This window comes from Pseudomonas sp. B13(2017) (assembly GCF_002113245.1).
GTDB lineage: Bacteria > Pseudomonadota > Gammaproteobacteria > Pseudomonadales > Pseudomonadaceae > Aquipseudomonas > Aquipseudomonas putida_Z.
On sequence record NZ_NEJX01000002.1, the window covers coordinates 26,044 to 37,865 of the forward strand.

Below are 11,822 nucleotides of genomic sequence, written 5' to 3' on the forward strand. Positions count from 1 at the left end.
TCCCATGAGCAGCCCCCTGGTCATCCGCCCACGTGCCGAATCGGTCGAGGGCCAGCCGATCCTGCGCCCGCTGCCGTCGGCCCAGTGCCGCAGCGTCGGCCCTTTCGTGTTTTTCGACCACATGCTCGAAACCGACTATGCCCCTGGGCATGGCATGGACATCCGCCAGCACCCGCATATCGGCCTGTCGACCCTTACCTACCTGTTCGAAGGGGCAATACTGCACAAGGACAGCCTAGGCTCGGCGCAGCGAGTGCTGCCGGGCGATGTCAGCTGGATGACCGCAGGCAGCGGCGTGGCCCATGTCGAGCGCACGCCTGAAGATGCCCTGGCCCATGGTTCACGCCTGCACGGGTTGCAGGTATGGCTGGCATCGCCACGCGAGCATGAACAAGGCCCGGCAAGTTACAGCCACCACCCGGCGGCAAGCCTGCCGGTCAGCGAGAGCCTGGGGGTGCGCATCTGCATGATTGCCGGCAGCGGGTTCTGCCTGGAGTCGCCGGTGCCGGTGCTCTCCCCTACCCTTTACGCACATGTGCGGATGCAGCCGGCGACTACCTTGCAGGTGCCGAATGAGCATGCGCAACGGGCGCTGTACGTACTGGATGGCGAATTGCTGATGAACGATGAGGAGGTGGAGCCGTGTAGCCTGGTGGTGCTGCCGGAGGGCGAAGAGGTGACACTGTATGCGGAAGGTGAGTGCCAACTGGTGCTGATTGGTGGCGCGCCGCTGGATGGGCCGCGGCGGATGAACTGGAACTTTGTCGCCAGCGATGTGGAACTGATCGAACAGGCCCGGGCAAAGTGGGCTGCGGGGGATTGGCCGGTGGTGCCGGGGGAAACTTCGAGGATCGAGCTGCCCAGGTAATTTTGGGGCTGCTTTGCAGCCCATCGCCGGCAAGCCAGCTCCCACAGGTACGGCGCTGTCTTCACTGTGGGAGCTGGCTTGCCAGCGATGGGCCGCACAGCGGCCCCCTGCAATCTCAGCGCTGGAACACTTCGGTCAGCAGGTTATGCATCGAGCGGAACGCCCGCTCCGATGTACGCCGGTCATATTGCATCTTGCCCGGCACATTGGCACTCGGGTCGGTAAACGAGTGCACCGCGCCGCCATAGCTGAGCAATTGCCAGTCAACCTTGGCCGCGTTCATCTCCTCCTCGAAGGCCGGCAGCTGCTCCTTCGGCACCAGTGGATCGGAAGCGCCGTGCAGCACCAGCACCGAGCCCTTGATGCGCTTGGCATCTTCCAGGTTCGGCGTGTCCAGCGTGCCATGGAACGACACCGCCGCACGCAAATCGGCGCCAGTACGGGCCAGCTCCAGTGCACAGCAGCCACCAAAGCAGAAACCAAACGTGCCGACCTTGCCCGGCTCCAGCAGCGCCTTCGACTGCCCCAACAGTTGCGCCAGGGCTTCCTGCATGCGCTTGCGCAACTCGCCACGGTCGTTCTTCAACGGCATCATCGCCGCGCCGGCCTCGTCGGCGTTGGACGGACGCACCGATTGCCCGTACAGGTCGGCAATCAGCACCACATAGCCCTTTTCGGCCACTTCCTTGGCGATGCGCTCGGCACCTTCGCCGATACCCATCCAGTTCGGCGCCATCACCAGGCCTGGCCGCCCCAGCGCGCCCGGCTCGTAGACCAGGCGGCTTTCATACGCCTTGCCGGACAGGTGATAGACCAGCGATTCGACGATTACTTTGCTCATCAAGCACTCCTTTGGCACTCGTCATCAATATGCTCGCCATGAAAAAAGCCCGCCGAAGCGGGCTTTCCTATGCATCAACTCAAGCAGACAGCTCGACCAGCAGCTTGTTCAGGCGACGAACGTAAGCCGCCGGGTCCTTCAAGCTGTCACCGGCCGCCAGGGCCGCCTGATCGAACAGGATGTGCGACAGCTCGGCAAAGCGGTCTTCGCTCTGCTCGTTGTCCAGCTTCTCGATCAGCGGGTGGGTCGGGTTGAACTCGAAGATCGGCTTGGACTCCGGCACCTTCTGCCCGCTGGCTTCGAGGATCTGGCGCATCTGCAGGCCCAGGTCCTGCTCACCGATGGCCAAAATCGCCGGCGAGTCGGTCAGGCGGTGCGACACGCGCACTTCGGCCACGCTGTCACCCAGCGCGCCCTTCAGGCGCTCGACCAGGCCTTCCTTGTCCTTGGCGACTTCTTCCTGGGCCTTCTTCTCTTCTTCCGAATCCAGCTTGCCCAGGTCCAGGTCGCCACGGGCGACGTCGACGAAGGCCTTGCCGTCGAACTCGTTGAGGTAGCTCATCAGCCACTCGTCGATACGGTCGGTCAGCAGCAGCACTTCGATGCCTTTCTTGCGGAAGACTTCCAGGTGCGGACTGTTCTTGACCTGCGCGTACGACTCGCCGGTGAGGTAGTAGATCTTGTCCTGGCCTTCCTTGGCGCGTGCCAGGTAGTCGGCCAGGGCCACGCTCTGCTCGCCGCTGTCGTCCTGGGTGGAAGCGAAGCGCAGCAGGCCGGCGATCTTTTCCTTGTTGGCGAAGTCTTCGGCCGGGCCTTCCTTCAGCACCTGGCCGAAGTTCTTCCAGAAGCCCTTGTACTGCTCGGGCTCGTTCTTCGCCAGCTTCTCCAGCATGTCCAGCACGCGCTTGGTCAGCGCGGTCTTCATCGAGTCGATGATCGGGTCTTTCTGCAGGATTTCACGCGACACGTTCAGCGACAGGTCGTTGGAATCGACCACACCCTTGATGAAGCGCAGGTACAGCGGCAGGAACGACTCGGCCTGGTCCATGATGAACACGCGCTGCACGTACAGCTTCAGGCCGCGTGGCGCTTCGCGCTGGTACAGGTCGAACGGCGCGCGGGCCGGCACGTACAGCAGCGAGTTGTATTCGAGCTTGCCTTCGACCTTGTTGTGGCTCCAGGCCAGCGGGTTTTCGAAGTCATGGCCGATGTGCTTGTAGAACTCCTGGTACTCCTCGTCCTTGATCTCGGTACGCGGACGGGTCCACAGGGCGCTGGCACGGTTGACGGTTTCCCACTCTTCGGCCGGCTGTTCTTCGCCTTCGGCGGCAGCTTGCTCCTTCGGCAGCTGGATCGGCATGGCGATGTGGTCGGAGTACTTCTTGACCACGTTGCGCAGGCGCCAGCCATCAGCGAACTCCTGCTCGTCCTTCTTCAGGTGCAGGACGATGCGGGTGCCGCGCTGTGGCTTGTCGATGGTGGCGACTTCGAACTCGCCCTCGCCTTTCGACGACCAGTGCACGCCTTCGGCGGCCGGCTGGCCGGCACGGCGGCTGTACACATCGACCTTGTCGGCAACGATGAACGCGGAGTAGAAGCCCACACCGAACTGACCGATCAGGTGCGAGTCCTTCTTCTGGTCACCGGTGAGGTTCTTCATGAAGTCGGCGGTGCCGGACTTGGCGATGGTACCCAGGTGGGCGATGACGTCTTCGCGGCTCATGCCGATGCCGTTGTCCTCGAGGGTCACGGTACCGGCGTCCTTGTCGAAGCTCAGGCGAATCTTCAGGTCGGCGTCGCCTTCGAACAGCTCTGGCTTGGCCAGGGCCTCGAAACGCAGCTTGTCGGCGGCGTCGGAGGCGTTGGAGATCAATTCACGCAGGAAGATCTCCTTGTTCGAATACAAGGAATGGATCATGAGGTGCAGCAGCTGCTTTACCTCGGTCTGGAAGCCCAGCGTTTCTTTTTGAGTCTCCACACTCATGGTCTTCAAAACTCCGATCTGATGGCAGTTGACGCCTGGCGGCCAGGTTGGCCTGCGTTAGCGGCGGATGTCATGCAGATGGGGGCTGCCCGGATGATTTCAAGGGCTTTTCCGGTTCGATCTTGAAATGCGCGCGAGCCGTGGCGATCGGCGACTGCCTGTCACCCTGCCAGGCGGTGATGGCCACATTGGTCACCCGCCGGCCCTGGCGCCACAGTTGGCACTGGGCGTAGGTATCGCGAAAGTGCCCGGCGCGCAGGTAATCGATGGAAAAGTCGATGATCTTCGGAATGCTCGCGCTCTCGCTGAAGATCAGCAGGTACAGCGCTGCCGACAGCTCCATGAAGCCTGCGATCACCCCGCCGTGGATGGCCGGCAGCAGCGGGTTGCCGATGTTGTCCTGGCTGGCCGGCAGGCGGAACAGCAGGTCATCGCCCTCGCGCTCGCATTCGATGCCGATCAGGCCGGCATAGGGGATCAGTGCCAGCAAAGGCCGATAGTCTCCCACTGCATGGGCGGCGTTGAGCTGTTGGCGAACCTCGTGCGGAATCATGCCCCGCCCTCCTTCAGGCTGTTGCCGAAACGGATGCCACCCTTGATCTCCTGGCCCAGGCGCATGAACGTGCCCACCACCTGGCAGATCGGCTGGGTGGGGTCGTCCTGATAGGCCGTGCCACGGGTGAAGATCACATCGCGGGTGACCCGGTAGCACTGGGCATGGCCGTAGATGTCCTTGCCGGCCTCTGCCGGGTGCATGTAGTCGATGCGCAGGTCCAGTGTCGGGCACACCTCGAAGCGCGGCAGCACGCACAACGTGGCCATGCCGCAGGTGGTGTCCATCAGCGTGGTCAGCGCGCCGCCATGCACGGCGCCGGTCTGCGGGTTGCCGACGATGGCCGGTGACCAGGGCAGCACCAGGGTCATGCCATCGGCATTGGTTTGCGCCACGCGCATTTGCAACAACTGACAATGTCTCAGGGCCGAGAGAAAACGCTCGGCCATGGCCATCAAGGTTGAATCGCTCATTGGCTGTTTCCCTGCGTATTGCCGCAGCGGCATAAAATCGTTAAAAAGTCCATATAGAACGGGGCGTTATATATGTGTAATCTTCGCGGAACTTATTCCGCGTAGTTGCACTCGAAGGAACAAGTCACTTATTCCACCAAGGAGAAACACCCCCATGCGTAAACCTTTTGCTTTTGCTCTGATGCTGGCCGCTGCCATGGGCCTGGCCGCTTGCGATAAAGCGAGCGAAGACAAAGCCCAGGACGCACAGCAACACGCCGAGCAAGCCCAGGAAAAAGCGGGCGAAGCTCAGGATAAAATGAACGAGGCTGCCAAGGAAAACGCCGAAGCCGCCAAAGATCAGGCCGAAGCCGAGCAGAAGGCCGCCGAAGAAGCCGCTCCGGCTACTCCGGCTCCGGAAGCCGCTCCAGCTACCCCAGCTGCTCCAGCCGAACCTGCCAAGCAGTAATCGGCTAAAACAAGAAAACCCGACATTGTCGGGTTTTTTTGTGCCTGAAACTTATGGATTAAACGTTTCAGGTTCCAGAAACGGTGTTTTCCTTGGCGGGTTCGATCGAAACACTTTCGGTAGGTGTGAACACCATCACATCCAACACATCCGAATGGAACTCGCGGCGGTACAGAATCAGCACTACCCCGACACTCATGACCATGAACAACCATGGGCTGATGAACCAGCTCAACATGGCCATGCCGAAGTAATAGGAACGCAGGCCCAGGTTGAACTGGTTGGCGGCAAGGGACAGCACCCGCGCCGCCCGCGAGGCGAATGCCTTGCGTTCAAGTTCATTGACCAGCCGTTCACCGATCATCGGCGCCGAACCCACCAGCACTGCCGCGAAGTTGTATTGGCGCATGCACCAGCTGAAGGTGAAAAAGGCGTAGACGAAGACCATGGCCAGGCACAGCAGCTTGATCTCCGACATGCCTTGGGACGTCTGCTGCACCAGCGGCAGGTCGGCCAGCAGCGACAGCGCCCGGTCGGAGGCCCCAAGCACAGTGAGGATGCCGGCAAGGATGATCAGGGTGCTGGAGGCGAAGAACGAGGCGTTGCGCTCGAGGTTGCCGATCACGCTGGCATCGGCAATGCGGTTGTCGCGCAGCAGCATGCGGCGCATCCAGTCTTCGCGGTACAGGTGCAGCACGCTGGCTAGGCACGCGGTGTCGCGGCCCTTCCAGATGGCATAACGGGTGTAACCGCCCCAGCACAGGGCGAACCAGGCGATGGCCAACAGGTTGTTGAAGTTGCTTTGGATGAAGTTCATGCAGGGTTCCCGGGAGGGCCAGATACCTGAAGGATAGGGACCGGATTTCGACGCTGGCAAGCGGCAAAAGGCACACATCCATCCTGATATTTGCACTGCTCATCCGGCCTCTTCGCGGGCACGCCCGCTCCCACAGGTACAGCGCCAATTCTGAGGTTTGCGCTTGACCTGTGGGAGCGGGCGTGCCCGCGAAGAGGCCGGTACAGGCAAAGAAAAAGCCCCGCATCCTCTAGGATACGGGGCTCTTGAGTTTCCACCCTTGGCGAGCACCCTTCGGCTTGTGGCCGGTGCCGCCCTCAGGCTTCGACTATCAGGCCAGCGCTTCGCGCGGCTTGCCGAGCATGCGGTCGCAGGCCACGGCGCCAACCAGGGTCACCACCGAAGGCACCAGCCAGGCCAGGCCCTGGTCGCTCAACGGCAGGTGGGCCATGAAGTCTGGCAGCACGTGGGCAATGCCGCTGCCCTTGATCGCATCGACCATGCCGAACAGCAGCGACACCAGCATCACTGGCGCCAGGATGCGGGTTGGCGAGTTCCACAGGTCCTTCACGAAGCTGAGCCCGACCACCACGATGCACGGCGGGTAGATCGCGGTGAGCACCGGGATCGAGAACATGATCAGCTTGGTCAGGCCGAGGTTGGAGATCAGCAGCGAGAAGCCCGCCAGGATCACCACCAGTGCACGGTACGACAGCGGCAGCATCTGGCTGAAGTACTCGGCGCAGGCACAGGTCAGGCCGACTGCGGTCACCAGGCAAGCCAGCGCGATCAGCACGGCGAGGAAGCCGCTGCCCAGCGAACCGAAGGTGTGCTGCACGTAGGCATGCAGTACCGCCGCGCCGTTGGTGGCGTCAGCCGCGATATCGTGGCTGGTTGCACCCAGGCGGAACAGGCTGATGTACACCAGGGCCAGGCCGACACCGGCGATCAGGCCGGCGATGATGGCATAGCGGGTGATCAGCTTCGGCGACTCGACACCGCGCGAGCGGATGGCGTTGACGATGACGATACCGAACACCAGGGCACCCAGGGTGTCCATGGTCAGGTAACCATCGGAGAAGCCCTTGGAGAACGCTGCGGCGGCATAGGCCGGCTGCGCTTCACCAATGGTGCCGGCAGGCAGCGCGAAGGCGGCGATGCCCAGCACCGCCAGGGCGATGATCTTCAACGGCGCCAGGAAGCGGCCCACGGTGTCGAGCAGCTTGCCCGGGTACATGGACACGGCCAGTACCACGAGGAAGTACACCAGGCTGTAGATGAACAGCGCCAGCGGGCTTTCACCGGTCAACGGCGCAACGCCCACTTCGAACGATACGGTCGCGGTGCGCGGGGTGGCGAACAGCGGGCCGACCGACAGGTAGCACACGGCCGCCAGCAGGCCACCGAAGAACTTGCCGATCGGGCTGCTCAGGGCATCCATGCCGCCGCCGACCTTGGCCAGGGCGACCACGGTGATGACCGGCAGGCCCACGGCGGTAACCAGGAAGCCCAGGGCCGCCATCCATACGTGCGGGCCAGACTGCAGACCGACGATAGGCGGGAAGATGATGTTGCCAGCGCCCACGAAAAGCGCAAACGTCATAAAGCCAAGCGCCAGGATATCCTGGCCTTTGAGAACTTTCATTTAAGGTAGTACCACACTGCTGAAATCGGGATTCGAGAGGGGATTTCCCTTTGGATGAGGGGAAATGCTGCCCGGCTTGATAGGCCAGACCCGTTTAGCGTGTCGTTCCCTTTTGGGGTACGGGCACAGAGTGAACGCGTAATGTAACTGTTTTGTCAGTCAAACGCACTGGCACAGTGCTGCTTGTCCGATGTGCGTACATGTTTGTCGTCTGTGCGACCGAGGACAGCGAGAATTATCCTCGGATTGAAATATTCGTCTGCGTGAAAATTCCTATCAAACTCATCGAAAAATCCATGTTGCCTGTACCGGCCTCTTCGCGGGCTCGCCCGCTCCCACAGGGAATCACGACAGGCCCGGAATGTGGAGATCTCCTGTGGGAGCGGGCAAGCCCGCGAAGAGGTCGGCACAGGAATACCCAACCCCCAGAAACGACAAAGGCCACCCGAAGGTGGCCTCTGTGCGCGTGGGGGGTGTAGCAGTATTACTTCTTGACTTCCCAGCCAGTCAGCTCGGCCAGGGCCTTGCCGATGTCAGCCAGGGAACGCACGGTCTTCACACCAGCGTCCTGCAGGGCGGCGAACTTCTCGTCCGCAGTGCCCTTGCCGCCGGAGATGATGGCGCCAGCGTGGCCCATGCGCTTGCCCGCAGGTGCGGTAACACCAGCGATGTAGGAAACGACAGGCTTGGTGACGTTGGCCTTGATATAGGCCGCAGCTTCTTCTTCAGCCGAACCGCCGATCTCGCCGATCATGACGATCGCTTCGGTCTTCGGGTCTTCCTGGAACAGCTTCAGGATGTCGATGAAGTTGGAGCCCGGGATCGGGTCACCGCCGATGCCGACGCAGGTCGACTGGCCGAAGCCGGCGTCGGTGGTCTGCTTCACAGCTTCGTAGGTCAGGGTGCCGGAACGCGAAACGATACCGACCTTGCCTGGCAGGTGGATGTGGCCTGGCATGATGCCGATCTTGCACTCGCCCGGGGTGATGACACCTGGGCAGTTAGGGCCGATCAGGGTCACGCCCAGCTCGTCGCACTTGACCTTGGCATCCAGCATGTCCAGGGTAGGAATGCCTTCGGTGATGCACACGATCAGCTTGATGCCGCCGAAGGCAGCTTCCAGGATCGAGTCCTTGCAGAAAGGAGCCGGAACGTAGATGACCGAAGCGTCAGCGCCGGTAGCTTCCACAGCTTCTTTCACAGTGTTGAACACTGGCAGGCCCAGGTGGGTGGTGCCACCCTTGCCTGGGGTTACGCCGCCGACCATCTTGGTGCCGTAGGCGATGGCCTGTTCGGAGTGGAAAGTACCCTGCGAGCCGGTGAAGCCCTGGCAGATGACTTTGGTGTCTTTATTGATCAGGACGCTCATTACTTGCCCTCCGCAGCTTTGACAACTTGTTGAGCAGCGTCGGTCAGGCTGGTTGCCGCAATGATGTTCAAACCGCTTTCTGCCAGTACTTTAGCGCCCAGTTCGGCGTTGTTGCCTTCAAGGCGAACGACGACCGGAACTTTCACGCCGACTTCTTTCACTGCACCGATGATGCCTTCGGCAATCATGTCGCAGCGAACGATGCCGCCGAAGATGTTGACCAGAACGGCCGCGACATTGCTGTCGGACAGAATGATCTTGAACGCTTCGGTAACGCGCTCTTTGGTAGCACCACCGCCAACGTCGAGGAAGTTGGCCGGCTTGCCGCCGTGCAGGTTGACGATGTCCATGGTACCCATGGCCAGGCCGGCACCGTTGACCATGCAGCCGATGTTGCCTTCGAGGGCAACGTAGTTCAGTTCGAACTTGGCAGCGTGGGCTTCACGGGCGTCGTCCTGCGACGGGTCGTGGAAGGTTTTCAGCTTAGGCTGACGGTACATGGCGTTGGCGTCGATGTTGATCTTGGCATCGAGGCAGTGCAGGTCGCCGTCGGCCTTGATCACCAGCGGGTTCACTTCCAGCAGGGCCAGGTCGTGATCCTTGAACAGCTTGGCCAGACCAACGAAGATCTTGGCGAACTGTTGAACTTGCTTGCCTTCCAGGCCCAGCTGGAATGCCAGCTCGCGACCCTGGAACGGCTGAGCGCCGACCAGCGGGTCGATGGTGGCCTTGAGGATCTTCTCAGGCGTTTCGTGAGCAACTTTCTCGATGTCCACGCCACCTTCGGTGGAAGCCATGAACACGATACGGCGGCTCGAACGATCGACTACAGCGCCCAGGTACAGCTCTTTGGCGATGTCAGTGCAGGATTCGACCAGAATCTTGGAGACGGGTTGACCGTTGGCATCGGTCTGGTAGGTAACCAGATTCTTGCCCAACCACTGTGCAGCGAACGCCTTGGCGTCTTCTTTGCTGCGAACCAGCTTGACGCCGCCCGCTTTACCGCGACCACCCGCGTGAACCTGGGCTTTTACCACCCACTCGTTCCCGCCGATCTTGTCGCAGGCTTCTGCAGCTTGCTCAGGGGTATCGACAGCGAAACCCTTGGAAACTGGCAGGCCGTATTCAGCGAACAGCTGCTTACCCTGATACTCGTGAAGATTCATGCTTTTTACCGTCTTCGTTAGGTACTGCGCTTCGGCGCTGCGCCATCACTGGCGCCGCACCACCTGTGACCGTTGACCCCGGGTTTTCCCGTGTGATCCGGTCCGGCGGACTTTCCGCGGTGAGTCATGCACGCAAGACTCACGACGGGCAGCCCGCCGTGGTTTCTTATAATTAACGCTTCTTACGGTTGGCCACGTGAATGGCGCCGCCATTCACTGCCAGCGCTGCTTCATGCAACGCTTCGGACAGGGTCGGATGGCTGAAGACCATCATGCCCAGATCCTCGGCACTGGTGCCGAATTCCATAGCGATTGCGCCCTGCTGCACCAGTTCGGCAGCCGATGGGCCAATCACGTGTACACCCAGGACGCGGTCGGTCTTGGCATCGGCGATGACCTTGACGAAACCACCGGTGTCGTTGGCAGCCATCGCACGGCCGCTGGCCGCGAACGGGAAGGTGCCCACGTTAACCTCAACGCCCTCGGCCTTCAAGGCCTGTTCGGTCTTGCCGACCCACGCGATTTCCGGGTGGGTGTAGATGACCGACGGGATCAGGTCGTAGTTCATCTGGGCCTTGTGACCCTTGATGCGCTCGACCACCATGATGCCCTCTTCCGAGGCCTTGTGGGCCAGCATCATGCCGCGTACCACGTCACCGATGGCATACACGCCCGGCACGCTGGTAGCGCAGTAGTCGTCGACGAAGATGTAGCCACGCTCGTCGATGGTCACGCCGCTGTCGGCGGCCAGCAGATCAGTGGTCACCGGGCGACGGCCGACCGCGACGATCAGCTTGTCGAAGGTGATCTTCTGCTCGCCGTTGGCGTCGGTGTAGGTCACTTCGACTTCGTTGCCGTTGACTTTCGAGCCGGTGACGCGCGCGCCCAGCTTGATGTCCAGGCCTTGCTTGGTCAGGGTCTTCTGGGCTTCTTTCGACACGGCGGTGTCGGCAGCCATCAGGAAGGTGTCCAGGGCTTCCAGGACGGTGACTTCAGCACCCAGGCGAGCCCATACCGAGCCCAGCTCCAGGCCGATCACGCCAGCACCGATAACGCCCAGGCGCTTCGGCACGGCCTGGAATTCCAGGGCGCCGGTGGAGTCGACGATGACGTTCTGGTCGACCGGAGCCGGCGGAATGTCGATCGGGCGCGAGCCGGAAGCCAGGATCACGTTCTCGGCTTCGATGACTTCGGTGGTGCCGTCAGCCTTGGTGACTTCGACTTTCTTGCCGGCCAGCAGCTTGCCGTGGCCCTGGATCGAAGTAACGCCGTTGGCCTTGAACAGGGTGGCAACGCCACCGGTCAGGTTCTTGACGATGCCAGCCTTGCGGCCAACCATCGCGGCGACGTCCATCTTCACTTCACCAGTGGAGATACCGTGGACGTTGAAGCTCTCTTTGGCTTCCTTGTACTTCCAGGAGCTGTCCAGCAGCGCCTTGGAAGGAATGCAACCTACGTTCAGGCAGGTGCCGCCCAGGGCCAGCTTGCCCTCGGCGTCGGTGTACTTCTCGATACAGGCAGTCTTCAGACCAAGTTGTGCGGCCTTGATGGCAGCCACATAGCCGCCAGGACCTGCACCAATCACCACTACGTCGAATTTCTGGGTCATAAAAGATTCCTTATCAGCTACAAGCTACAAGCCGCGGACCGCGCGGCATGGCTTCCTGCGAAGCCAGGGC

General features: G+C 61.5%; 11 protein-coding genes. 2 read left to right on the plus strand and 9 right to left on the minus strand.

Annotated elements, in window-relative coordinates; genetic code table 11:
* The first annotated feature begins 4 nt into the window (after positions 1-4).
* On the plus strand, positions 5-868 hold the full coding sequence (locus CAG44_RS03340) for a pirin family protein (RefSeq protein ID WP_085592769.1): 864 nt from the start codon (positions 5-7) through the stop codon (positions 866-868).
* Between the two features lie 115 nt (positions 869-983).
* Here CAG44_RS03340 and CAG44_RS03345 read toward each other — a convergent pair whose 3' ends face one another.
* The 4 genes from CAG44_RS03345 to CAG44_RS03360 all read right to left on the minus strand — a co-directional run bounded on the left by CAG44_RS03345 (position 984) and on the right by CAG44_RS03360 (position 4,719).
* Positions 984-1,709 carry a dienelactone hydrolase family protein gene (locus CAG44_RS03345; RefSeq protein ID WP_085691586.1) on the minus strand — a complete coding sequence of 242 codons (726 nt, stop codon included), beginning with the start codon at positions 1,707-1,709 and terminating at the stop codon, positions 984-986.
* 79 nt (positions 1,710-1,788) lie between these two features.
* The gene (gene htpG / locus CAG44_RS03350) at positions 1,789-3,693 is read right to left on the minus strand and encodes a molecular chaperone HtpG (protein WP_085691587.1); all 1,905 of its coding nucleotides are present in this window, start codon (positions 3,691-3,693) and stop codon (positions 1,789-1,791) included.
* Between the two features lie 70 nt (positions 3,694-3,763).
* Positions 3,764-4,246 carry a PaaI family thioesterase gene (locus tag CAG44_RS03355; protein WP_025339965.1) on the minus strand — a complete coding sequence of 161 codons (483 nt, stop codon included), beginning with the start codon at positions 4,244-4,246 and terminating at the stop codon, positions 3,764-3,766.
* Positions 4,243-4,719: a PaaI family thioesterase gene (locus CAG44_RS03360; protein ID WP_085691588.1), complete on the minus strand. Its 477-nt coding sequence runs from the start codon at positions 4,717-4,719 to the stop codon at positions 4,243-4,245. The genes CAG44_RS03355 and CAG44_RS03360 overlap by 4 nt, the downstream gene beginning before the upstream one ends.
* Before the next feature lie 154 nt (positions 4,720-4,873).
* On the opposite strand from CAG44_RS03360, the gene CAG44_RS03365 reads away from it, so the two are divergent.
* Positions 4,874-5,167: a hypothetical protein gene (locus CAG44_RS03365; RefSeq protein ID WP_015271093.1), complete on the plus strand. Its 294-nt coding sequence runs from the start codon at positions 4,874-4,876 to the stop codon at positions 5,165-5,167.
* Between the two features lie 67 nt (positions 5,168-5,234).
* Here the strand turns inward: CAG44_RS03365 and CAG44_RS03370 are convergent, their stop codons facing one another.
* The 5 genes from CAG44_RS03370 to lpdA form a co-directional block, all read right to left on the minus strand.
* The gene (locus tag CAG44_RS03370; RefSeq protein WP_025339967.1) at positions 5,235-5,984 is read right to left on the minus strand and encodes a DUF599 domain-containing protein; all 750 of its coding nucleotides are present in this window, start codon (positions 5,982-5,984) and stop codon (positions 5,235-5,237) included.
* 310 nt (positions 5,985-6,294) lie between these two features.
* The gene (gene brnQ / locus CAG44_RS03375) at positions 6,295-7,608 is read right to left on the minus strand and encodes a branched-chain amino acid transport system II carrier protein (RefSeq protein ID WP_025339968.1); all 1,314 of its coding nucleotides are present in this window, start codon (positions 7,606-7,608) and stop codon (positions 6,295-6,297) included.
* A gap of 484 nt (positions 7,609-8,092) precedes the next feature.
* Entirely contained in the window at positions 8,093-8,977 is an 885-nt protein-coding gene (gene sucD, locus CAG44_RS03380; protein ID WP_004376004.1) for a succinate--CoA ligase subunit alpha, read from the minus strand.
* Complete coding sequence (gene sucC, locus CAG44_RS03385) at positions 8,977-10,143, minus strand: ADP-forming succinate--CoA ligase subunit beta (protein WP_003254205.1); 1,167 nt, start codon at positions 10,141-10,143, stop codon at positions 8,977-8,979. Before sucC ends, sucD begins: the two co-directional genes overlap by 1 nt.
* Before the next feature lie 172 nt (positions 10,144-10,315).
* Positions 10,316-11,752 (minus strand): dihydrolipoyl dehydrogenase, encoded by a 1,437-nt coding sequence (gene lpdA / locus CAG44_RS03390; RefSeq protein WP_013973439.1) that lies wholly within the window; start codon positions 11,750-11,752, stop codon positions 10,316-10,318.
* Positions 11,753-11,822 lie beyond the last annotated feature (70 nt).

Bases quoted from the DNA above. Each gene is read 5' to 3' on its own strand.
- CAG44_RS03340 (WP_085592769.1), top strand. From the start codon at position 5: ATGAGCAGCCCCCTGGTCATCCGCCCACGTGCCGAATCGGTCGAGGGC.
- CAG44_RS03345 (WP_085691586.1), bottom strand. From the start codon at position 1,709: ATGAGCAAAGTAATCGTCGAATCGCTGGTCTATCACCTGTCCGGCAAG.
- htpG (WP_085691587.1), bottom strand. From the start codon at position 3,693: ATGAGTGTGGAGACTCAAAAAGAAACGCTGGGCTTCCAGACCGAGGTA.
- CAG44_RS03355 (WP_025339965.1), bottom strand. From the start codon at position 4,246: ATGATTCCGCACGAGGTTCGCCAACAGCTCAACGCCGCCCATGCAGTG.
- CAG44_RS03360 (WP_085691588.1), bottom strand. From the start codon at position 4,719: ATGAGCGATTCAACCTTGATGGCCATGGCCGAGCGTTTTCTCTCGGCC.
- CAG44_RS03365 (WP_015271093.1), top strand. From the start codon at position 4,874: ATGCGTAAACCTTTTGCTTTTGCTCTGATGCTGGCCGCTGCCATGGGC.
- CAG44_RS03370 (WP_025339967.1), bottom strand. From the start codon at position 5,984: ATGAACTTCATCCAAAGCAACTTCAACAACCTGTTGGCCATCGCCTGG.
- brnQ (WP_025339968.1), bottom strand. From the start codon at position 7,608: ATGAAAGTTCTCAAAGGCCAGGATATCCTGGCGCTTGGCTTTATGACG.
- sucD (WP_004376004.1), bottom strand. From the start codon at position 8,977: ATGAGCGTCCTGATCAATAAAGACACCAAAGTCATCTGCCAGGGCTTC.
- sucC (WP_003254205.1), bottom strand. From the start codon at position 10,143: ATGAATCTTCACGAGTATCAGGGTAAGCAGCTGTTCGCTGAATACGGC.
- lpdA (WP_013973439.1), bottom strand. From the start codon at position 11,752: ATGACCCAGAAATTCGACGTAGTGGTGATTGGTGCAGGTCCTGGCGGC.